The following is a 20,242-nucleotide window of genomic DNA, read 5'->3' as shown; positions in this document are numbered from 1 at the left end:
CGCTTCGCTACCGGGTCAGGCGCAGTGACCGGATCCCGGGCATGGGCAGCTCCACGGTGACCGACGCGACACCGTCGTCGCCGACCACCACCTTCGCAAGGTACTCGATCGGGAGCGTGTCGGAGGATCGCAACGTGGCCCACTGCTCAGCGGTCGGCCAGTCGGCGTCGGAGAGTTCGCGCCACACGCGGCCGATGTTCGCGTGTTCCTCGTCCACCCGCGCCGACTCGACCGCGTACGTGCCGGGCGCGAGACCGGACACCGTCACCGTCACCTCCCGCGCCAGGTCCGCCGCACCGTCTATCTTGGACTGGTCGAGGGTTCCGTTCCACACCAGCACATCCACGCTGTCGTCCGTCCGCGTCGCGAGTGCCTCGACGAGCGACTCGCCGCCGTCACCGGTGCAGGTCGCCGGAATCCGGCCGCCCGCCAGCCGCGACAGCAGGTACAGCGCCCAGAACCGCGGCTTGCGCAGGTTGCCGACGGTCAGCAGGCCGAACCCGCCGTGCAGCAACCGGGGCGGCCAGCCCAGCTCCTCGAACTGGTCCGAGCACACCCAGTACGCGAGGCAGTCGGTCGACGCGAGCGCGCTCTTCATGCCGTGCAACACGAACGGCGCGGAGAACACCGAGTCGCTGACGCGGTGGAAGTGCGTCGGTGTGACACCCCACTCGGTCCACAGGATCTCCGGCTCGGCCTTGCCGGTCGCCTGCGCGAACGACCTGGTCAGCGGCCGCATGTCCAGCGGCGCGTTGCCGTAGGTGTGGGTGGAGACGAAGTCGACCGGCACGTCGTGCTCGCGGCAGTACTCCAGCAGCGCCCCGACCCAGCCCGCGGCCGCCGACGACGGGCCGCCGACGCGGATGCGCTCGTCGACCGCCTTGATCTCACGCACGGCGATCTCGTACAGCCGGTGGTAGTCGTCCTGCGTGCCGTTCCAGAACACCTCGAGGTTGGCCTCGTTCCAGACCTCGAACTCCCAGGTCGCGACTTCGTCGGCGCCGTAGCGCTCGCGGAGGTGTTCGGTCAGCGCGCGCACGAGGTCACCCCAGCGCTCCCACTCGCGCGGCACGGACACCTGCGCGTGGTACTCGAAGACCGTGTAGTCCGGGTCGGCGGTGAGTTCCTTGGGGATGAAGGACAACTCGACCACCGGCTTCAGCCCGGTGGCGAGGAAGCGGTCGTACACCTCGTCCAGCCCGGCGAAGTCGAAGCCGCCGTCGGCGTTGACCGTGACGGTCTCGGGCAGGAACGTGCCGTGCGCGCGGACGGACCGCACCCCCAGCTCGTCCTTCATGATCCGCAGCGCCTCGGCGTACTCGGCGGCGACGTCCGACCCACCAGCGCCGGGCTTGTCCCAGATCAGGAGCGAGAAGTGCTCGGCGCCGATCATGCGCCGCCACACGTCCGGCAGCGGTGTGGGCGTCGCGGTGGCGTCGACGGCGACGGACACCGCGCCCGTGCCGCCACCAGGTGCCGCCGACACGCCGTCCGACAGCGCGCCGGCGCCGCTGTCGCTCCAGGTCGCGACCTTGTAGTGGTAGGTCCGGCCCGGTTCGACCATGGTGTCGGCGTAGGGCGGGCCGGGGACCGCGAGCACGTCGCCGCCGAGGTGGTCGAGCGGCGTGAACGGACCGTCCGCGCTGGTGGCGCGGTGCACGAGGTAGCCGAGCGAGCCATCGACCGGCGTCCAGTCGAGGTGCACGAGCGCGGTGCCCGGGGTGGCCGTGAGCCCCGACGGCGGCGGCAGCTCGCCGATGCCGGTCAGCGGCTGGCCGGCGGGTATGTCGCTGGGCAGGCCGATGCGCTGCTCCCAGTCCTGACGTGCGGTCGTGTCGGTCACGCTCGGCCCCCTTGGCGATGTAAGCGCTGTCTGTAAGCGCATACACTAGGTGGGTCGCAGGGCCGTCGCAAGAGAGAACGGGTGATCAGCGAGGTGGGGGCTCCGGGCAGCCACAGCTCGCGCGGCGGGTCTGCGTGACCGGGAGCATCTCCGAGCGCGGCTCGCGGTCCGGGTCGGCCAGGCGCTCGACCAGCAGGTCGACGGCCGTCTCGCCGAGGCGGCGCATCGGCTGGGTGACCGTCGTGAGGCTCGGGCGGACGACCCGGCCGAGCGGGATGCCGTCGAACCCGACGACCGCCATGTCCGCCGGGACGCGCACGCCGCGGCGCTCCAGCGTTTCCAGCCCGCCGATCGCCATCTGGTCGTTCGCGAACACCATCGCCTGCGGCTGGGTGCCCCGCTCCAGCAGGCGGCGCGCGGCCTCGCGGCCACCGGCCTGCGTGAAGTCGCCGCGCGCGTCGGGCTCGGACGGCACCGGCAGGTCCGCGGCGCGCAGCGCCTGCTGGAACCCGGCGAACCGGGCCTGCGCGTCGGGGGAGTCCTCGCCGCCCGCGACGAACGCCAGCCTGCGCAGGCCGTGGTCGGCGATCAGGTGCGTGGTCAGCGCGAACTCGCCGTCGCGGTTCGCGACCTCGAGGTGGTCGAGGTGGTCGATCTCGCGCGGTCCGGCGATCATCACGACCGGCAGCCGTCGCGACATCAGCTCCAGGTCCTCGGTGGCGACGGTCCTCGCCAGCACCGCGAACCCGTCGACCCGACCGGCCACCGACGCGACGAGGCTCTCCGGGCCACCCTCCAGCGACGCCGCGATCAGCAGCGCGTACCCGTGCCGCCGCGCCGCCCGCTCCATGCCCCGGGTGATCTCGTCGGCGTACAGGGTCTGCTCGGAGTCGTCGTCCTCGAGCTCGGGGTCCGCGTAGTCCGGGAAGCACAGGCCGAGCACACCGGTGCTGCGGGAGGCGAGACCGCGGGCGTTGCCGCTCGGCACGTAACCCAGCTCGCGTGCCGCCGCGAGCACCCGGTCCCGCGTCTGCTCACGGACCGTCTCCGGGTTGCGGTACACGCGGGACACGGTCGCGATCGAGACGTTCGCCTTCTCGGCGACGTCGTACACAGTCGGTGCCCCCACGGCGGAACCCTCCGGTGTTCAATGGGTCGCTTCGCGCTCCGTCGCTCCGCTCCCGGATGTAAGCGCATTCAACGCGGTCAAGCTACCGCTGTACCCCCAGGTCGGCAACATGCCACGAGCGCCACAGCTCAGCGTAACGCCCGCCTGCGGCGACCAACTCGTCGTGGGTGCCGCTCTCGACCACCTTCCCGTGGTCCAGCACCAGTATCCGGTCCGCCATCACCGCCTGCGTCAGCCGGTGCGCCACGATCACCGTCGTGCGGCCCTCGGTGGCCGCGAGCGCGGCCCGCTCCAGGTCACGCGCACCCGCGCTGCCCGCCTCCGCGGTGGCCTCGTCGAGGATCGCGACCGTCGGGTCGGCCAGCACGAGCCGCGCCAGCGCCACCTGCTGCGCCTGCGCGGCGGTGAGCGCGTGCGCGCTCTCCCCGACCACGGTGTCCACACCGGACTCCAGTGCCCGCGCCCAGCCGTCCGCGCCCACCACCGCGAGCGCCGCCCAGACCTCCTCCTCGGTCGCGTCCGGTTTCGCGAGCCGCAGGTCCTCGATCAGCGGCCCGGAGAACACGTGCACCTCCTGGCTCAGCATCGCGACGTGCCGCGCCCGGTCCAGCTCACCGATCGGCACCCCGCCGAGCACGACCGTGCCGCGTTCCTGCTCCAGCAACCCGGCCGCGATCCCGGCGAGCGTCGTCTTGCCCGCACCGCTCGCACCCACGACCGCGAGCCGCGTCCCGGCGGGCACGGTCGTCGACACGTCGTCCAGCACGAGCGGTTCCTCGTAGCGGTGGGCGATCCCGGTCAGCGCGAGCGTGCCGTCGGCGGGCTCCCGGACCTCAGCCGGTCCGGTGGGACGGTCGAGGTCCGCCACCCCGACGAGCCGCGCGAGGCTCGCACCCGCGGCCTGCACCTCGTCGAACTCCATGATCAGCGCGCCGACCGGGTTGAACAGCCGGTGGAAGTACAGCGCCGCCGCGGTCACCGCGCCCACCGTCACCAGGTCCTCGCGCACCAGCAGGAACCCGGTCGCGAGGATCACGCCGAGGCCGACGAACTCGGCCCGGTTCATCCGTGCGACCAGCCGTGTGAACAGCCGGAACACCCCGATCGACAGGTCCATCGCGGCGCGGGAGCGGTCGTTGATCGCGGCCGTGTGACCGGCCTCGAGCCGGTAGGCGCGCACGGTCGGCGCCGACTGCAGCGCGGACACCATGGCCTGTGCGCGGTCGCCGATCGCGACCCTTTCCTTGGCGTAGAAGGGACCCGAGCGCGGCAGGTACCAGCGGACCGCGAGCACGTAGAACGGTGCGGCCGCCAGCCCGGCGAGGCCGAGGCGCCAGTCGAGCGCGAACATGCCGCCGCCGGTGAGCACGACGGTCAGCAGCGCGGCCGCGAGCGTCGGCCCGGTCTGGCTGATCGCGGTCGTCACCACCGACACGTCGTCGCCGACGCGCGACAGCAGGTCACCGGACTTGACCTTGTCGAGCGTCGGCGCGGGCAGGTGCAGCGTGCGGTCGAGGACCCGTTCCCGCAGCCGCGCGAGGACCGTCTCGCCGAGCCGGGAGATCAGGACCGCGGACAGGCCGGTCAGCACCCCGGCCAGCAGTGCAGCGCCGCCGATGACCGCGGCGTAGGTCAGCACGTCGCCGCGGTCCGCGCCCGCCGAGATGTCGTCGACGAGCAGGCCGAGCACCCAGGGCGCGACGAGCCCGGCGGCACTCGCGGTGACGGCGGCGACCGCGGTGAGGACGCCCAGCACAGGAAGAGCGCGGACCTCGGTCCACAGCGCGGCGGCGGTCCGCCGCGCGGAAGCGATCGGGAGAAGCTCGCTCACGACCGCTCCTCGCAGGCTCCGAGCCGCCGCTCGCGGCCGCCCCGCAATGTCTGGTTCACTCCGCAAGCTCCGTTCACCGCAGCACGGCCTCCTGGTAGCGAGCGTCCACTTCGGACAGCTCGGTGTGCGTGCCGGACGCGATGACGTGGCCGTCGGCGATCACCACCACCCGGTCGGCGACGGCGAGCAGCGCGGGGCTCGACGTGATCACCACCGTGCTCGCGTCCCGGCGCAGCTCCGCGATCCCGTGGGCGATCCGCTCCTCGGTCATGGCGTCGACGGCCGTGGTCGGGTCGCGCAGCACCAGCACCGGCGGGTCCGCGGCGAGCGCGCGGGCGAGCCCGATGCGTTGCCGCTGCCCGCCGGACAGCGTGGTGCCGCGGTCGGCGACGGGGTGGTCGAGCCCGTCGGGGTGCGCGGCCACGATGTCCTCCGCAGCGGCCGCCCGCAGCGCGGGCGCCGGGTCCTCGACCATGAGGTTCGTGCGCAGCGTGCCCTCGAACAAGGCCACGTCGTGGTGTTCGACCAGCACTTCGCGCCGTCCGGTGGCGAGGTCCAGCTCCGGCGCGGGCACCCCGCCGACCGTGATCGTGCCCTCGTAATCCTCCGGCGGCACCGCGCCGGACAACAGCTCGACGAGCGCGTCGCAGTCGCGTTGCTCGTAGCCGACGACGCCGACCGTCTCGCCTGGTCCGACCGTGAGGTCGAGGCCGGTCAGCGTGCGGTAGGTGACGCCGCGGAGGGTGACGCCGCGGTCGGGGAGCGGTCCGGTGCGCGTGCCCGGCGTCAGGACCGTCGGCGCGGACAGCAGGTCGGCCACCCGGTTCGCCGACGCGCGGGCGTTCGCGAGCATCTGGCCCGCGATGGCGAAGAGGCGCACCGGCTCTGCGATGAACTGCGCGAGCCCGACGACCGTGATCAGCTCACCGATCGTGAGCGTCCCGTCGACCGCCAGCCAGCCCGCGAACCCCGCGACCGCGGCGAGGAACAGCCCGCTGACCGCGGCCGACGTGCCCTGGTAGACGCCGTTGGTGGTGGCGGCACGCAGGCTCGCCCCCAGCGTGGCGCGGCTGGAGCGGCGGTACGAGGCGGCGGCGCTGTCCTGCGCGCCGATGCCCCGCAGCGCACGCACCCCGCGCACGAGGTCGGTCGCGAGCGCGGTGGTGTGGCCGGCCGCCTCCTGCGCGGCGGTGGCGCGGCGGGTGAGCAGCGGTCCGAGCACCTGCAGCACCGCGACCAGCACCGGCACCCCGATGAGCACGGCGAGCCCGAGCGGGACGTGGATCGTGAGCAGTACGACCGCGGCGACGGCCAGCGCGGTCGCCGCGGCAGGCACCAGCGTGAGCGCGTGCATGGCGTACATGGCGCGTTCGGCGTCGGACGTCGCGACCTGCATGATCTCGCCCGCGCGCCGGCCGGTGCGGTGGCCGCGCGGGTCCAGCACCCGCGACACCACCTCGATGCGGAGCTGGTGGGTTTCCCGTTGCTGTGCCACCACACCGAGCCGTGCCCCGAACCGCCAGCACAGCGTGAGACTGGTGAACAGTGCGGCCAGCACTCCGAGCCACAGCAGGATCCGCGTGGTGTCACCGGTGCTCACGGCCTGGTCGATCGTCACGCCGATCAGCACCGGGACCAGGGTTTCCGCCGCCTGGTGCCCGCAGAGGAGGGCTGTCGTCGCGGTCAGCCTGCCCCGGTGCCGTCGGAACGAACGGCGGAGCAGTTGCCCGCCCGTGAGTGCTGTCATGATCCCCCTCCAGGTGTTAGGTCACCCTAACCCGGTGGGGCCATGGGTCAGGAACCCGACGTGCGCTCCAGTTCCCGTGTCAGCCGGGACACGTCGTCGGCGCCGTGACCCGCGTCGATGGCGCGCGTGGCCAGTGCGTGCACGGCGCGCAGGACGCTCGCGTCGATCTCGTGCGCCGCCGCGGTCTCGATGATGTGGGCCATGCCTGCCGCCGCGGAGCTGATGTTCGACGAGCCGTCGCCGTGCTGGTCCGTCTCCAGGCGGCCGGCGATCTCGTCGACCACCCACGGGATCAGCGTGCCGATGCCGTTGGCGAACGGGGCGAGTTCCGCCGGGGTGATGTTCTCGGCGCGTGCCATGGCGAACGAGTGGATCACACCCGCCACAGAGGTCCAGAACAGGTCCAGCAGTGCGACGTCGTATCCCGCGGCCCGGCCGGGGTCCTCGCCGAGGAACCGCTGTGTGCCGCCGAGTGCGGCCAGGTCGACCTCGTGTCCACTGTGGAGGATCGTGGCCGCGTCGGTGCCGATGGACTCGGTCGGCGTCATGATCGCGCCGTCGGTGTAGGTGATGCCGTGATCGGCCGCCCATGCCGCCAGCTCGCGCGCCGACTCGGGGGAGCCGCTGGTCAGGACGACCAGGTGGCGGCCCTTCAGCTTGTCCTCGGCCTGCGCCAGCACCGCGCGCGTGGCGTCGTAGTCGATCAGGCACACCACGGTGAGCGGGCTCGCCGCCACCGCCTCCGCCACCGACGCGGCCCGGGTGGTGCCGTGCGGGGTCGGCCGGGTCGTCGTCCGGTTCCACGTCGTGGTGGGGTGGCCCGCCTGTGCGAACGCCGCGGCCAGGGCGTATCCCATCGGGCCGAGGCCCAGAACTGTCACTGCTTCGGTCATGAGCGCGACGGTAAAGCCTGACACCGGTGTTAAGGTCAAGTCATGCGGATCGGGGAGCTCGCGAAGCGGACCGGGGCCAGCGAGCGGTCGCTGCGCTACTACGAGGCGCAGGGTCTGCTGTCGCCGTCCCGCACCCCCGCCGGCTACCGGATCTACGCCGAGTCCGATGTGGACGTCGTGCGGCACGTGCAGACGCTGCTGGCCGCCGGGTTGAACACCGCGTTCATCAAAGAGGTCCTGCCCTGCATGGTCGACACCGGCGAGGGGCTCGCGCCCGGGTGTCCCGAACTGCTGCCGCACCTCCAGAAGGAACGCGCCCGCATCACGATGTCGATCGACGGCCTCGCCACCGCACGCACCCTCCTCGACGGCGTCATCTCCGCCACGCCGCCGGACAACACCGAGTACGAGGCGTGGGTCGCCAGGAGAACCGGCTGACGCCTGGACGTTGTCGTGTAACCCCCGAGGGGGGTATATATGGGGTCATGCCGAAGATAAACGTGTACCTCCCCGACGACCTGGCCGAGACCGTGAAGGACACCGGCCTCCCGGTCTCGGCCATCTGCCAGCGCGCGCTGGAGCAGTCGGTCAAACGCGTGACCGCGATCCGCGCCATCGGCGACCTGACCGCCGCCGACCCGACCGCGAGCCTGACGTCGTTCACCCAGCGCGCGAAGGACGTGCTGAAGGCGGCGATCGCGTCGGCGTCGGGTGAGGTGGGCACGCGTGACCTGCTGCGCGCCATGCTCGACGAGGGCACGAACCTGGCTCTGCACGTGCTGCGCTCGATCGACATCGACCCGGCGGCGGTGGCCGGCGCACTGCCGGCCGCCGAAGAGGGAACCGCGACGCGGATGAGCGCGACCGCGGCGAACGCACTGGAGTTGACCGTGATGGAGGCCCTGACGCTGGGCCACAACTACGTCGGCTGCGAACACCTGCTGCTCGGTCTGGTGGCGGAACCGGAGGGCACGGCGGGGCAGGTGTTGCGCGGCCTCGGTGCGGAACCACGCCAGGTGCGGCAGGTGGTGATGGCGGCACTGGCGGGTTACGTGCACCTGCGTGCCAACGAGGGCGGACTGGCCGCGGCGATGGGCCAACTGCTGGAGCCGGTGCTGCAGCGCCTCGACCGCCTCGAGGCGAACGCCGGCCTCAAGTAACCAGCCGGGTCAGTCGTCGTAGCGGATCTCGGCGGACGGGGTGCCGTCGACGCACCGCAGCCGCACCTCGATCTCCCGCTCACCGGACTGGAACTTCACCGAAGGGTGGTCGTCCACCTCGTCGTCGTCCGGATCGACCCGGAAGCCCTGCGCGGGACTCGCCGACATGATCCGCACGAGCGCGCCCTCGCAGCGGGCGATCACCGTGCCGCCCTCGGTCTTGGTCGTCTTCTCCTCCGGCGGCGGGGGTGTCGACGACGTGGTGGCCGCCGGTGGCGACGACGGCCTGCTCGCCAGCAGATCATCCACTTCGGACTGGCTGAGCGGGTCCTGCCCGGCGCCGAAGATGTCGGTGCCGATCGCGGACACGGCGACCAGCCCGACCGCGGTCGCGGCCACGGCGGCCACCACCCACAGGGCGAACCCGGTCGTCAGACGCATGCCGGCCAGTATGCCCAGCCGATGGTTAAGACACTCCTAACGCGTCCCTATCGCCCAGGACTCCGCCCCTGGCACCGGCTACGGTCGCACCCATGGCCCAGGTACTCGTCGTCGAGGACGACGCGACGATCCGCTCGTCGATCATCCGCGGGCTCACCGACCGCGGGCACGCGGTGGTCTCGGCGCCGACCGCGATGGCCGGGCTCGAACAGGCGGTGAGCGCCCGCCCGGACGTCGTCGTGCTCGACCTCGGCCTGCCCGATCTGGACGGCAAAGCCGTGCTGCGGATGCTGCGTGGCGTGTCCGACGTCCCCGTCGTCGTGGCGACCGCTCGCGACGACGAGGCCGAGATCGTCGCCGTCCTCGACGCGGGTGCCGACGACTACGTGGTGAAGCCGTTCGGCGTCGCCCAGCTCGACGCCCGCATCCGCGCGGTGCTGCGGCGCGGCGGTGAGGAGCAGGCCGACGCGTCCGTCACCGTCGGCGGCCTGACCGTCGACCCGCGTGCCCGCCGCGCGGCGCTGGGCGAGCAGGTGCTGGAGCTGACACCGCGCGAGTTCGACCTGTTGCACTACCTGGCCGTGCGCGCGGGCGAGGTGGTCTCGAAGCGCGAGCTGCTCACCGAGGTCTGGCAGCTGCCCTACGGCGGGGCCGACAAGACCGTCGACGTCCACCTGTCCTGGCTGCGCCGCAAGCTCGGCGAGACCGCGCAGCAGCCCCGCTACCTGCACGCGGTCCGCGGCGTCGGCGTCCGGCTCGCGGCCCCGGAGGCGTGACGTGCGGCGCCGTGTGCTGCTGCTGGTCGCGGCCACCACCACACTCGTGCTGGTCGCGTTCCTCGTGCCGCTGGCGTTGCTGGTGAAGAACGTCGCCGCCGACCGGGCCGTCCAGCGCGCCACCGTCGAGGCGCAGGCCATGACCTCGTTCGTCGCCACCACCGACCGGCAGGCGCTCGCCGCGAGCGTCCGGGAGGTCGACTCGAGCTCCGCCTACGACGTGTCCGTGTTCGTCGACGGGGAGGTGCTCGGCGCGCCCGCCTCCCGGTCGCCGCTGGTCACGCTCGCCGAAAGCGGCGTCAGCCAGTCCGGTGCGGTGGCGGGCGGCCGCGAGATCGTGTTCGCCGTCGACCGGAGCGACGGGCCGACCGCCGTGATCCGCACGTTCGTGTCCGACACCGAACTGGCGGCCGGGGTGCCGCGCGCGTGGCTGCTGCTCGGCGCGCTAGGCGTGGCGCTGCTGCTCGTGAGCCTGCTCGTCGCGGACCGGCTCGCCCGCACGTTCGTCCGGTCCACAGTGGACCTCGCGGCGGTGTCGCACCGGCTCGGCCGCGGTGAGCTGGCCGCCAGGGCCGACACGTCCGCCCCCGGCGAACTGGGTGTCGTCGCGACCGCCCTCAACGGGCTGGCGGGCCGCATCGACGGTCTGCTGCGCGAGGAACGCGAGACGATCGCCGACCTGTCCCACCGCGTCCGCACCCCGCTGACCTCGCTGAAGATGGAGGCCGACGCGCTGGGCGATCCCGAGGCGGCGGAACGCATCGGCGCACGCGTCGACGCCGTCAACCGGGTGGTCACCGACGTCATCCACCAGGCCCGCCGGCGCGGCGACCCACCGGCCGTGGCCGACGCGGCCGAGGTCGTCACCGACCGGGTCGCGTTCTGGGCGGTGCTCGCCGAGGACACCGAACGCGACCTGACCGTCGACGTCGCGGCAGGACCGCTGCCGGTCGCGCTGCCGCGCACCGACCTGGAGGCGTGCGTGGATGCCCTGCTGGGCAACGTCTTCGCGCACACCCCGCACGGCACGGCGTTCCGGGTCGCGCTCGCCGCGCGGCCGGCCGGGGCGGTGCTCACCGTCGAGGACGCGGGCCCCGGCCTGCCCGGTGGTGACGCGTTGCTGCGCGGGGTCAGCGGTTCCGGCTCCAGTGGCCTCGGTCTCGACATCGTGCGGCGCGCGGCGGAACGGACCGGCGGCACGGTGCGGTTCGACCGCGCCGGCACGGGCGGCCTGCGCGTGGTCGTCGAACTCTTAGGCCCGCGTTAACCGTCGGGAAGCGCGCCCATAGGCCGCGCGGCGGCACCGTTGCAGATACCTGAAACAGCAACGGAAGGAACCGGCATGACCAGGAAGCTGCTCGTCGGTGCGGTCGTGGCGGGCGCGCTGGCCGTCACCGCGGGCACCGCGTTCGCCCTCACGTCGAACGACCAGCCGTCGCCGACCGCGACGACCACACCGACCTCGACCAGCACACCGACATCGAGCACGTCGGACTCGACGTCGCCCTCGTCGCCTTCAGCGACCTCGTCGACCTCGTCGCCTTCGCCCACTTCTTCCGCCGGCGGTGCCCCGGCGCCCGGCCAGTTGTCCGCCGCCGACGCGGCCCGCCTCGTGCAGGAGCGCATGGGCGGCACGGTCCACGAGATCGAGCGTGAGGTCGAGCACGGCAGGCTCGAGTGGAAGGTCGAGCTCACCGCACGCGACGGGATCACCTACGACGTCCGCGTCGACGCCGCCACCGGTGACGTCACTCGCATCGACCAGGACGACAAGGACGGCGGCAGGGACGACGACGACCGCCACGGTGGCGATGACGACAGGTATGACGACAGGTATGACGACCACGGCGGGGACCGCGACGACGACTGAGTCCGCGTTAACCTGCGGGTGTGAGCCGTGACATCGCCGTCCGTTCCGTGGGCGCGTTCGAGTTGGCCGCCTACCGCGATCAGCTCGAACGCCTCTACCGGAAGTGCTTCTCCGCGCCGCCGTGGCACGAGTCGGAGGAACGGCTGGCGGCCTTCCAGGGCAGGCTCGACCGGCACCTGTCCAACAGCGGCGCGGGCGGGGTCGTCGTGGCCGACGTGGACGAGCTCGTCGGTGTCATCTACGGCTGGCCCGCGGGCCCGGAGCTCGCGAGCGGCTCACCGTTCGACGACGCGCTGGCCGCCGCCGTCACCCCGGACATCGCCCGCAGGCTCGTCGCGCCCGCGCTGGTCGTGGCCGAGCTGATGGTCGAGCCCAGCTACCAGCGGCGTGGCATCGGCCGCGCACTGCTCACCCGCTACGTCGAGGAGTGGCCCGCCGCCTGGCTCGCGACCCATCCGGAGGCGCCGGCCGCCATCCTGTACCGGCAGGAAGGGTGGCGGCAGGAGTGCGAGTTCTCCGTGGAGTACTACCCGATGGTGGTGTTCACGTGGCAGGCGCCCAGGCGAACGGGGTCATCGGCTCGTCGAGTGGCGCGCGGGTGAGGCGGTTCGCGAACGTCGACAGCGTGTAGGCGCCGATGCCCAGCACCACCTCGAGCGCCTGTCTCGTGGTGTAGCCCGCCGCGACGAACGCGGCCAGGTCGGCGTCCGGCACCTCGCCGCTCGTGGCCAGCGCGGTCAGCGTGAAGTCCCGCAGGGCCCGCAACCGTTCGTCCGGCAGCGGTTTGTCCTCCCGCAGCGCCGTGACAAGGGCGGGGTCCGCGCCGAGCCGCTGCAGCGCCGCGGTGTGCATCGCCACGCAGACGTGGCAGCCGTGGTGGGTCGCCATCGTCATGATCACGGTCTCGCGGGCGACCGGATCGAGGCTCGTGGTGTCGAACATGGCGCTGAGCTTGAGGAACCCGTCGAGCAGCTGCGGTGCCTCGGCGAGGCGCGCGACGGCGGCGGGCAGGTAGCCGAACTTCTTCTCCGTGGCGGCGAGCGTGCGGCGTGCGGCCTCCGGCGCCGTCTCGGCGGTGTGGTCGACGAACATGTCTCCCCTTAAGATGGACAACGTTGTTGACCAAATAGTAAACGAGGTTGTCTAAGTTGACAAACCCCCTTGTGCCCCCCGTGCCTCCCGGCTACGAGCTGCCGCTGCTGTTGTTCGGCGGCTTCCGCACGCTGATCGACCGGCTCCACGAGGAGCTGGCGCGGCAGGGGCACGCGGATGCGCGGCCGGCGCACGGTTTCGCGCTGCAGGCCATCGGCCCGGCGGGCGTCACCGCGTCGGAGCTGGGGCGGCGGCTCGGCGTGTCGAAGCAGGCGGCGGGCAAGACGGTGGACCGGCTGGTGCGGCTCGGGTATGTCGAGCGCGCGGCGTCGGAGGCGGACGCCCGCGCGAAGGTGGTCCGGCTGACGCCGCTCGGCCTGGACCTGCTGAACCGCTCGGCGGCGATCTTCGACGAGCTGCGGTCGGAGTGGGTGCGGGCGCTGGGCGCCGACCAGGTGGCGACGGTCGAGGCCGCGTTGCGTGCGGTGGTGCCGTCCGGTCTGCGGGTGGACGCGGTCGGGTGGTTCGCTGCCGAATGAGCGTTACTGCCACCTGTCCCGGTAACGCTTCTCCTCCTCGGCATGCGCGACCGCATCGGCTCGTTTCCGGACCGCGGACGCGTGCCCGCCGGGGAACCCGTACCGGACGAGCCGCGCGTCGACGCTCTCGACGGCGTTGGCCAAGGTGAGCCGCAGGCTGACGAGAACCCCGAGCAACAGCGCCCCGAGAGCGATGGCCCAGCCACCGTCGAACTGGAGGAGAACGACGAGCACCACGGCGAAGGCGGGCGCGAGCTGGACGAGCGTACGGATGAGAACGCGGGCCAGCCAGCTGCGACTGGTGGCGTCGTGCAGCACCCAGTCCCGATGCCGATCAGGCAGCCGAACGCCGTACTGGAAGAGCGCCCACCGCAGCGGCCCTGGCCGGCTCACGACCCGACGACCTCGATCCGGTCCCCGAGGATCGACAAGAGGCAGGGGACGACCTCGGCCGGGGGAGTCTCAGCGTCCCGGACCGCTCTAGCGACAACGTCCGCAGCCTCGCCATCAGCGGCGGCGACGTGGACGAGATCAGCGGAGAGCACCCCCACGACGAGCCGCTCGGCACCGAGGTGCTCGGAAACCCGCTGGTAGAACCCGGGCAGACAAGCGACGGCGGCAACAAGCCGCCCGTCCACGACCAGCACCCCGTCGTGGCGGCTGTCGATGGCAAGGTCCCCGACGAGATTCCGGCAGACGTCAGCCATGAGCGAGTCGAAGGAGGCGTCCCCAAGCTGTTCGTGGGTCACGTGGTAGGTCCCGGAGGGCGTGACAACGGCAAGCGCGAGATGCAGTCGTCCGGACGCGACGGGCCAGTGCGGGATGTCCACGAGCTGACCAGCCAAGGAAGACGACTCGCTCCAGAGCACGGGCCGCAACTCGGCTTGCAGGATGATCCGAGCGGCGGCGAGCGCGTCATCCCACCCCTCGGGCCCGGGCCGAACGAAGTGATGGGTGGCGGTGATCCCGGGAAAGGTGGCGGCGATGAACGCCGCGTCGGCGGGGGTGGGCTCCCACTCGGTGTGCAGACCCACGACGTGCCGGGCGCGAGCCTGATGTTCCTGCCCAACGGCGTCCCAGGCCTGCCGGACCCCGTCCTCGGCGAGCGTGGGCACCCGCCCGACGAGGTGCTTTTCCTGCCCCTTCCGCAATTGGAACACCACAACGTTGGTCCGGGGATCGATGTCCACCGCTCGACTTTACCCGTGCAAAGCCCCGAAAACCCACTCCCGACCTGGCGATCTTCCTCACCGCGTCACCACCCCCGAGTCGTCCCACAGCCGATCGAGCCACCGCCGTTCGACCCCGAGGACGTGTTTTTGTCGGTGGTCGATGCGAACATATGTTCGTGACAGCGGCGACGATCCTCCACGCGGACCTGGACGCGTTCTACGCGTCGGTCGAACAGCGGGACAACCCCGCGCTGCGCGGCCGCCCGGTGATCGTGGGCGGTGGCGTGGTGCTGGCAGCGAGCTACGAGGCGAAGCGCTTCGGGGTGCGGACCGCGATGGGCGGCGGCCGCGCGTTACGGCTGTGCCCGCACGCGATCGTGGTGCCGCCGAGGATGTCGGCCTACTCGGCGGCGAGCAAGGCCGTGTTCGAGGTGTTCCGGGACACCACGCCGCTCGTCGAAGGCCTGTCGATCGACGAGGCGTTCCTGGAGGTGGGCGGCCTGCGCAAGATCGCGGGCCCACCGGAGGTGATCGCCGAGCGGTTGCGCAAGGCGGTGCTGGAGCGGGTGGGGCTCCCGATCACCGTCGGCGTGGCACGCACGAAGTTCCTGGCGAAGGTCGCCAGCGCAGTAGCGAAGCCGGACGGTCTGCTGGTCGTGCCGCCGGCCGGGGAACTGGAGTTCCTGCACCCGCTGCCGGTCGAGCGGCTGTGGGGCGTCGGCAAGGTGACGTCCGCGAAACTGCGCGACCGCGGCATCACCACGGTCGGACAGGTCGCGAAGCTGAGCGAGTCGACACTGACCGCCATGCTGGGCAGGGCGTCGGGCAGGCACCTGCACGCGCTGGCGCACAACCAGGATCCCCGCCCAGTACGAGTAGGCAGACGACGACGGTCGATCGGAGCACAACGCGCGCTGGGCAGCAGACCAAGGCCGGCAGAGGACCTGGAAGCGACACTGGCACAACTGATCGACCGAGTGGCAAAACGCATGCGCAAGGCAAAGCGCTCGTGCCGAACAGTAGTGCTACGCCTGCGTTTCGCCGACTTCGCCAGAGCGACCCGCTCCCACACGCTGGTGCACCCGACCACAGACACCGAAGTACTGCTGGCAACAGCACGAACCCTGCTACGCACCGCCATGCCAACGATCTACGACCGGGGCTGCACCCTGGTGGGCATCTCACTGACCAACCTGGACGACAAGGATGCACTACAACTGATGCTCCCCTTCGACGAGGTCCCCCCAGGCGCACTGGACACAGCCCTGGACGACCTACGAGACCGCTTCGGAACAACCGCGGTAACCCGAGCAGTACTACTGGGCCGCGACCCGGGCCTGTCAGTGCCCTTGTTACCCGACTGAGCCCGCACCGCACCGGGTCCGGCCTCGCCGGGGCCGGGGCGCCGGATGGGCTGGACCGGGCCCGCGGATCAGGATGCATGGAGCCGACCGCGCCCGGGCAGACCGCGCCGGACTGCCGGACTGTGACTGCCGGGCCGCGCCGTGCCGTACCGGGCCGCGCAGTGACGCTCATGTGGGTCGTCCGAATTTCCCATCCCGTCGGGCTCGCCCGGGTCGTGCTCGGGTCGGATCTTGCTGACCGCCCAGGGCGCTAACGGTGCCGCGCCAAGCCGCACCACGCCGTGCCAGTTCGAGCCCGGCGGACCGTGCCACGGCGTTCATTTCGCCCATTCCGTGCAAGCCGGTCGGCTTTCCGGTTCGAGTCCCGCCGGTCATGCCCCGCCCGGCCCGGACGGTCGCAAACCGACCCGCGATCGTCGCCGAATCACGGCGACTCGCTCGTCAAGCGCGGAGATCACTTGTGGTGTTTGCTTTATACAGCGAATCTGGGAGGTGACTGGAGTTGCAGGTGGTTGCGGCGGATCTGCGCCTGGACGCCAACGCGGTCGACTACGTCCTGCTGGCGGTCTACTTCGCGCTCGTGCTCGGTATCGGGTACATGGCCAGACGACACGTGTCGTCGAGTATCGACTTCTTCCTCTCCGGGCGGTCGTTGCCGGCGTGGGTCACCGGACTTGCCTTCATCTCGGCGAACCTCGGTGCGATCGAGGTCATGGGCATGTCCGCCAACGGCGCCGAGTACGGCATGCCGACGGCACATTATTTCTGGATCGGCGCGGTACCGGCGATGCTGTTCCTCGGTATCGTGATGATGCCGTTCTACTACGGCTCGAAGGTGCGCAGCGTCCCGGAGTTCATGCTCCGCCGCTTCGGCAAACCGGCGCACCTCGTGAACGGCATCAGCTTCGCGGTCGCGCAGGTGCTGATCGCGGGCGCCAACCTCTTCCTGCTCGCCTCCGTCGTGAACCTGTTGCTCGGCTGGCCGATCTGGGTCTCGGTGATCGTCGCGGCGGTGATCGTGCTCAGCTACACCGCGCTTGGCGGGCTCTCCGCGGCGATCTACAACGAGGTGCTGCAGTTCGTGGTCATCGTGGCGGCGCTGCTGCCGCTGACGATCGTCGGCCTGTACAAGGTCGGTGGCTGGCAGGGGCTCGTCGACAAGGTGTCCGCGGGCCCGGGCGGGCCCGAGCAGCTCGACAGCTGGCCGGGTAACCAGCTGACCGGCTTCACCGACAACTTCCTGTCCGTGCTCGGCCTCGTGTTCGGTCTCGGGTTCGTCCTGTCCTTCGGTTACTGGACCACGAACTTCGTCGAGGTGCAGCGCGCGATGGCGGCCCGCAGCATGTCCGCGGCCCGCCGCACGCCGATCATCGGCGCGTTCCCGAAGCTGCTGATCCCGTTCATCGTGATCATCCCCGGCATGATCGCCGGTGTCGCGGTCACCGAGCTGCAGGGCGAGAACAAGGCAGCGCTCATGGCCGGTGACGAGGCACCCAGCGGCGCCACGTTCAACAACGCGCTGCTGCTGCTCATGCGTGACCTGTTGCCCAACGGCATGCTCGGCATCGCGATCGCGGGTCTGCTCGCGTCGTTCATGGCGGGCATGGCGGCCAACCTGAGCTCGTTCAACACGGTCTTCACCTACGACATCTGGCAATCCTACCTGCGCAAGGACCGGCCGGACGGCTACTACCTGACGGTCGGCCGGGTGGTGACGGCGATCGCGACCGTGCTGGCCATCGGCACCGCGTTCATCGCCTCCTCCTACGCGAACCTGATGGACTACCTGCAACAGCTGTTCTCGTTCTTCAACGCGCCGCTGTTCGCCACGTTCATCCTGGGTATGTTCTGGCGGCGCATGACACCGACAGCGGGCTGGACCGGTCTCGTCGCGGGCACACTGTCGGCGGTCACCGTGTTCATCCTGACCGAGAGCGGTGTCTGGAACCTGCCCGGCCAGGGTGGTGCGTTCGTCGGTGCGGGTGCCGCGTTCGTGGTCGACATCGCGGTCAGCGTCGCGGTGACGATGGTGACCCAACCGAAGCCGGCGTCGGAGCTGGCCGGTCTCGTCTACTCGCTCACACCCAAGGAGACGCGCACGCACGAAACCACCGGAGAGGACGCCGGCTGGTACCGCAAACCCGGCCTGCTCGCCGGCATCGTCCTGGTCATCACGATCGTGCTGAACTTCATCTTCTGAGAGAGGGCCGATGAGTACGGAAACACGCACGTCCGCCTTCGACATCCGGCTGATCATCGCCGTGCTGACCGGGGTCTACGGCATCGTCCTGACGGTGCTCGGGCTGTTCGTCACCTCCGCCGACGAGATCGACAAGTCGGCCGGTGTGAACATCAACCTGTGGACCGGGCTCGCGCTGATCGTCGTGACGCTGCTGTTCGTGGTGTGGGTGCGGCTGCGGCCGCTGCGCATCCCGGTGCACCACGACGAGGAGGACACGAGCGCGCCACACTAGGCTTCGGCGATGGACGTCGTCGCCAAGATCTTTGTCGCCCTCGTGGCGCTGATCCACGTGTACATCCTCGTGCTCGAGATGTTCCTGTGGCGCACCCCGAGGGTGCGCAAGGCCTTCGGCACGACGCCGGAGTTCGCCGAGGAGACCGCGGTGCTCGCCGCGAACCAGGGCCTCTACAACGGGTTCCTGGCCGCGGGCCTGGTCTTCGGCATCGTCGCGGGTGGCGCGGTCGGCTTCCCGGTGACCGTGTTCTTCCTGGCATGCGTGATCATCGCCGGGCTCTACGGCGCGGCCACCGCGAACAAGCGGATCATCGTCGTGCAGGCGTTGCCCGCCGCGGTCGCGTTGGTGCTCACCATCGTCGCGCACTGAGTTTTCGCCGGCCGCGTCGCGGGTAGCCGTCGGCATGGGCGCAGAGGAGTACGTACCGGACAAGGCGGGCATCCAGCAGCTGCGGAAGGCCGTGCACGACTGCCGGGGCTGCGACCTGTACAAGAACGCGACGCAGGCGGTGTTCGGCGAAGGACCCGCGGACGCGGCCGTGCTGGTCGTCGGCGAGGTACCGGGCGATCAGGAGGACCGTCAGGGGCACCCGTTCGTGGGGCCCGCCGGGAAGCTGCTCGACAAGGCGCTCGTCGAAGCGGGCATCGACCGGACGCAGGTGTACGTCACCAACGCGGTCAAGCACTTCAAGTACAAGCCCGCCGAGCGCGGCAAGCGGCGGATCCACCAGAAGCCCGGGCGGACCGAGGTCGTCGCGTGCCGGCCGTGGCTCATCGCCGAGCTGGACACGGTGCGGCCGGACCTGGTGGTGCTCCTCGGCGCGACGGCGGCGCAGTCGTTGCTGGGCACCACGTTCAAGGTCACGCAGGAGCGCGGCAAGGTCGTCGAACTGCCGGACCGCGCCGAGCGCGCGGTCGCGACCGTGCACCCGTCGTCGGTGCTGCGGTCGGACGACCGCGAGGCGGCGTACCGGGACCTGGTGGCCGATCTCCGGTCCGCCGCCTCCGTCCTCAGCGGACGTCAGCGCACGAGGTAGCGCCGCTGCACGCGCCGCGGCCCTGGCAGTGCGAGCCTGCGGATCAGGTAGGTGAGCAGCCCGCCGATGACGAGCCACGCGATGGCGGCGAGGCCGTCGTTCAGGAACGTGCGCACCTTCAGGTTCTCCGGCACGAACAGATCACGCAGACCGAGCGACACCGCGCTCGACCAGTCGTTGATGAGCGCCGCGAACCCGTTGCCCTGGTTGGCCTCGCCGATCACGAGAATGATGTGCAGAGCGAGTACGACGGCGAAGATGGCGCACACGGCGTTGATGATCGTGCACACCACGTTGACCGTGCGCCGGCGCGAGTGATCGGCATCGGCGATCTCCTCCGCGGCGACTGGTTGGGCAACCGCGGACGGGGGGTCGGCCGGATTCAGATCGAGGCGAGTTCTGTCCGGATCCACTGGCTGGTTCATGGGGAGCGACCTCTCGTGACCGATCCTGCTGCGTGACCGCAACCACCCAGGTACTACCCGAACGAGCGGTAACCGAAACCCCTCCCGATCACCGCGCGTGGCGGTTGCGCCTTACGGGAGCCTGTGCGGCGACCGCGCTCGCTCGTCCTGAATGGACTGATCTGAAGGGCAGCAGTGCGCCGAGCGGACTTGTCCACAGCCACCCGAGTTATCCACAGGCAAGATCGACAACGGCCTGGAGGTCGGTACCAGCCGATAGAATGGCAAGGCGGGACGCCCCCGGGATGGGTGGGGGTTGGGTAACGCGCGCGCGAGCTGATCGTGGTCCGGCCGGTTTCTCCACGAGGTGTTCGTCCTCGCCGGACGGGCTCTGCCTCCGGTGGCTCCTCCCGCCGGGATGGTGGGGTTTCGTTACTGCGCTGGGCCGCGCGAGCCACGTTTGCGCTG

The 20,242-nt window shown here is 71.0% G+C and carries 23 protein-coding genes; 12 read left to right on the top strand and 11 right to left on the bottom strand.

Annotation, left to right across the window (positions count from 1 at the left end):
- Nucleotides 1-7: 7 nt before the first annotated feature.
- From FHR82_RS30480 to FHR82_RS30460, 5 genes are all read right to left on the bottom strand, one after another.
- A complete protein-coding gene (locus FHR82_RS30480) occupies nucleotides 8-1,843 on the bottom strand; it encodes a GH39 family glycosyl hydrolase (RefSeq protein WP_221464429.1) in 1,836 nt (611 codons plus the stop codon).
- A gap of 85 nt (nucleotides 1,844-1,928) precedes the next feature.
- Nucleotides 1,929-2,972, bottom strand: a complete 1,044-nt coding sequence (locus tag FHR82_RS30475; RefSeq protein WP_184813992.1) for a LacI family DNA-binding transcriptional regulator — start codon at nucleotides 2,970-2,972, stop codon at nucleotides 1,929-1,931.
- Between the two features lie 82 nt (nucleotides 2,973-3,054).
- A complete protein-coding gene (locus FHR82_RS30470) occupies nucleotides 3,055-4,803 on the bottom strand; it encodes an ABC transporter ATP-binding protein (protein WP_311771343.1) in 1,749 nt (582 codons plus the stop codon).
- 73 nt (nucleotides 4,804-4,876) lie between these two features.
- Entirely contained in the window at nucleotides 4,877-6,550 is a 1,674-nt protein-coding gene (locus FHR82_RS30465; RefSeq protein ID WP_184813991.1) for an ABC transporter ATP-binding protein, read from the bottom strand.
- A 47-nt stretch (nucleotides 6,551-6,597) separates the two neighbouring features.
- Nucleotides 6,598-7,443: an imine reductase family protein gene (locus FHR82_RS30460; RefSeq protein WP_184813990.1), complete on the bottom strand. Its 846-nt coding sequence runs from the start codon at nucleotides 7,441-7,443 to the stop codon at nucleotides 6,598-6,600.
- Between the two features lie 42 nt (nucleotides 7,444-7,485).
- Between FHR82_RS30460 and FHR82_RS30455 the strand changes: the two genes are divergently transcribed.
- Complete coding sequence (locus FHR82_RS30455; RefSeq protein WP_184813989.1) at nucleotides 7,486-7,881, top strand: MerR family transcriptional regulator; 396 nt, start codon at nucleotides 7,486-7,488, stop codon at nucleotides 7,879-7,881.
- A gap of 47 nt (nucleotides 7,882-7,928) precedes the next feature.
- Nucleotides 7,929-8,603, top strand: coding sequence for a Clp protease N-terminal domain-containing protein (locus FHR82_RS30450; RefSeq protein WP_184813988.1), 675 nt, complete (start codon nucleotides 7,929-7,931; stop codon nucleotides 8,601-8,603).
- A gap of 9 nt (nucleotides 8,604-8,612) precedes the next feature.
- Here FHR82_RS30450 and FHR82_RS30445 read toward each other — a convergent pair whose 3' ends face one another.
- Entirely contained in the window at nucleotides 8,613-9,044 is a 432-nt protein-coding gene (locus tag FHR82_RS30445; RefSeq protein WP_184813987.1) for a hypothetical protein, read from the bottom strand.
- A 92-nt stretch (nucleotides 9,045-9,136) separates the two neighbouring features.
- On the opposite strand from FHR82_RS30445, the gene FHR82_RS30440 reads away from it, so the two are divergent.
- Together FHR82_RS30440 and FHR82_RS30435 are read left to right on the top strand one after the other, a co-directional pair.
- Complete coding sequence (locus FHR82_RS30440; protein WP_184813986.1) at nucleotides 9,137-9,820, top strand: response regulator transcription factor; 684 nt, start codon at nucleotides 9,137-9,139, stop codon at nucleotides 9,818-9,820.
- A 1-nt stretch (nucleotide 9,821) separates the two neighbouring features.
- Nucleotides 9,822-11,087, top strand: a complete 1,266-nt coding sequence (locus FHR82_RS30435) for a HAMP domain-containing sensor histidine kinase (protein ID WP_184813985.1) — start codon at nucleotides 9,822-9,824, stop codon at nucleotides 11,085-11,087.
- Here the strand turns inward: FHR82_RS30435 and FHR82_RS30430 are convergent.
- Complete coding sequence (locus FHR82_RS30430) at nucleotides 11,084-11,446, bottom strand: hypothetical protein (RefSeq protein WP_184813984.1); 363 nt, start codon at nucleotides 11,444-11,446, stop codon at nucleotides 11,084-11,086. The genes FHR82_RS30435 and FHR82_RS30430 overlap by 4 nt on opposite strands.
- Between FHR82_RS30430 and FHR82_RS30425 the strand changes: the two genes are divergently transcribed.
- Entirely contained in the window at nucleotides 11,445-11,690 is a 246-nt protein-coding gene (locus FHR82_RS30425; RefSeq protein ID WP_184813983.1) for a PepSY domain-containing protein, read from the top strand. The two genes, FHR82_RS30430 and FHR82_RS30425, sit on opposite strands and share 2 nt — an antisense overlap.
- Before the next feature lie 20 nt (nucleotides 11,691-11,710).
- Nucleotides 11,711-12,292 (top strand): GNAT family N-acetyltransferase, encoded by a 582-nt coding sequence (locus FHR82_RS30420; protein ID WP_184813982.1) that lies wholly within the window; start codon nucleotides 11,711-11,713, stop codon nucleotides 12,290-12,292.
- Here FHR82_RS30420 and FHR82_RS30415 read toward each other — a convergent pair.
- Nucleotides 12,234-12,782, bottom strand: coding sequence for a carboxymuconolactone decarboxylase family protein (locus tag FHR82_RS30415; RefSeq protein WP_184813981.1), 549 nt, complete (start codon nucleotides 12,780-12,782; stop codon nucleotides 12,234-12,236). The genes FHR82_RS30420 and FHR82_RS30415 overlap by 59 nt on opposite strands.
- 71 nt (nucleotides 12,783-12,853) lie before the next feature.
- Here FHR82_RS30415 and FHR82_RS30410 point away from each other — a divergent pair, with 71 nt between their 5' ends.
- On the top strand, nucleotides 12,854-13,321 hold the full coding sequence (locus tag FHR82_RS30410) for a MarR family winged helix-turn-helix transcriptional regulator (RefSeq protein ID WP_311771342.1): 468 nt from the start codon (nucleotides 12,854-12,856) through the stop codon (nucleotides 13,319-13,321).
- A gap of 3 nt (nucleotides 13,322-13,324) precedes the next feature.
- On the opposite strand, the gene FHR82_RS30405 is transcribed toward FHR82_RS30410, so the two are convergent.
- Together FHR82_RS30405 and FHR82_RS30400 are read right to left on the bottom strand one after the other, a co-directional pair.
- On the bottom strand, nucleotides 13,325-13,714 hold the full coding sequence (locus tag FHR82_RS30405) for a DUF5313 family protein (RefSeq protein WP_184813980.1): 390 nt from the start codon (nucleotides 13,712-13,714) through the stop codon (nucleotides 13,325-13,327).
- The gene (locus tag FHR82_RS30400) at nucleotides 13,711-14,511 is read right to left on the bottom strand and encodes a hypothetical protein (RefSeq protein WP_184813979.1); all 801 of its coding nucleotides are present in this window, start codon (nucleotides 14,509-14,511) and stop codon (nucleotides 13,711-13,713) included. Before FHR82_RS30400 ends, FHR82_RS30405 begins: the two co-directional genes overlap by 4 nt.
- 152 nt (nucleotides 14,512-14,663) lie before the next feature.
- Between FHR82_RS30400 and dinB the strand changes: the two genes are divergently transcribed.
- The 5 genes from dinB to FHR82_RS30375 all read left to right on the top strand — a co-directional run bounded on the left by dinB (nucleotide 14,664) and on the right by FHR82_RS30375 (nucleotide 19,370).
- Nucleotides 14,664-15,857, top strand: a complete 1,194-nt coding sequence (gene dinB / locus FHR82_RS30395; protein ID WP_184813978.1) for a DNA polymerase IV — start codon at nucleotides 14,664-14,666, stop codon at nucleotides 15,855-15,857.
- Nucleotides 15,858-16,359: 502 nt separating this feature from the next.
- Nucleotides 16,360-18,057, top strand: a complete 1,698-nt coding sequence (locus FHR82_RS30390; protein ID WP_184813977.1) for a sodium:solute symporter family protein — start codon at nucleotides 16,360-16,362, stop codon at nucleotides 18,055-18,057.
- Between the two features lie 10 nt (nucleotides 18,058-18,067).
- A complete protein-coding gene (locus FHR82_RS30385; protein ID WP_184813976.1) occupies nucleotides 18,068-18,331 on the top strand; it encodes a hypothetical protein in 264 nt (87 codons plus the stop codon).
- A 9-nt stretch (nucleotides 18,332-18,340) separates the two neighbouring features.
- Nucleotides 18,341-18,703, top strand: coding sequence for a DUF1304 domain-containing protein (locus FHR82_RS30380; protein ID WP_184813975.1), 363 nt, complete (start codon nucleotides 18,341-18,343; stop codon nucleotides 18,701-18,703).
- 34 nt (nucleotides 18,704-18,737) lie between these two features.
- A complete protein-coding gene (locus FHR82_RS30375) occupies nucleotides 18,738-19,370 on the top strand; it encodes a UdgX family uracil-DNA binding protein (RefSeq protein WP_184813974.1) in 633 nt (210 codons plus the stop codon).
- Here the strand turns inward: FHR82_RS30375 and FHR82_RS30370 are convergent.
- The gene (locus FHR82_RS30370) at nucleotides 19,355-19,795 is read right to left on the bottom strand and encodes a hypothetical protein (protein ID WP_225943925.1); all 441 of its coding nucleotides are present in this window, start codon (nucleotides 19,793-19,795) and stop codon (nucleotides 19,355-19,357) included. The genes FHR82_RS30375 and FHR82_RS30370 overlap by 16 nt on opposite strands.
- Nucleotides 19,796-20,242 lie beyond the last annotated feature (447 nt).

Origin of the sequence: Actinophytocola algeriensis (assembly GCF_014203735.1) — a bacterium.
GTDB lineage: Bacteria > Actinomycetota > Actinomycetes > Mycobacteriales > Pseudonocardiaceae > Actinophytocola > Actinophytocola algeriensis.
Note: the sequence above shows the minus strand (reverse complement) of the source record. Positions and strands in the feature narration are given on the sequence as shown.

Coding starts and splice junctions, on each gene's coding strand:
- FHR82_RS30455 (WP_184813989.1), top strand. CDS start 7,486: ATGCGGATCGGGGAGCTCGCGAAGCGGACCGGGGCCAGCGAGCGGTCG.
- FHR82_RS30425 (WP_184813983.1), top strand. CDS start 11,445: ATGGGCGGCACGGTCCACGAGATCGAGCGTGAGGTCGAGCACGGCAGG.
- FHR82_RS30430 (WP_184813984.1), bottom strand. CDS start 11,446: ATGCGCTCCTGCACGAGGCGGGCCGCGTCGGCGGCGGACAACTGGCCG.
- FHR82_RS30445 (WP_184813987.1), bottom strand. CDS start 9,044: ATGCGTCTGACGACCGGGTTCGCCCTGTGGGTGGTGGCCGCCGTGGCC.
- FHR82_RS30370 (WP_225943925.1), bottom strand. CDS start 19,795: ATGAACCAGCCAGTGGATCCGGACAGAACTCGCCTCGATCTGAATCCG.
- FHR82_RS30385 (WP_184813976.1), top strand. CDS start 18,068: ATGAGTACGGAAACACGCACGTCCGCCTTCGACATCCGGCTGATCATC.
- FHR82_RS30380 (WP_184813975.1), top strand. CDS start 18,341: ATGGACGTCGTCGCCAAGATCTTTGTCGCCCTCGTGGCGCTGATCCAC.
- FHR82_RS30375 (WP_184813974.1), top strand. CDS start 18,738: ATGGGCGCAGAGGAGTACGTACCGGACAAGGCGGGCATCCAGCAGCTG.
- FHR82_RS30465 (WP_184813991.1), bottom strand. CDS start 6,550: ATGACAGCACTCACGGGCGGGCAACTGCTCCGCCGTTCGTTCCGACGG.
- FHR82_RS30460 (WP_184813990.1), bottom strand. CDS start 7,443: ATGACCGAAGCAGTGACAGTTCTGGGCCTCGGCCCGATGGGATACGCC.
- FHR82_RS30450 (WP_184813988.1), top strand. CDS start 7,929: ATGCCGAAGATAAACGTGTACCTCCCCGACGACCTGGCCGAGACCGTG.
- dinB (WP_184813978.1), top strand. CDS start 14,664: ATGTTCGTGACAGCGGCGACGATCCTCCACGCGGACCTGGACGCGTTC.
- FHR82_RS30440 (WP_184813986.1), top strand. CDS start 9,137: ATGGCCCAGGTACTCGTCGTCGAGGACGACGCGACGATCCGCTCGTCG.
- FHR82_RS30415 (WP_184813981.1), bottom strand. CDS start 12,782: ATGTTCGTCGACCACACCGCCGAGACGGCGCCGGAGGCCGCACGCCGC.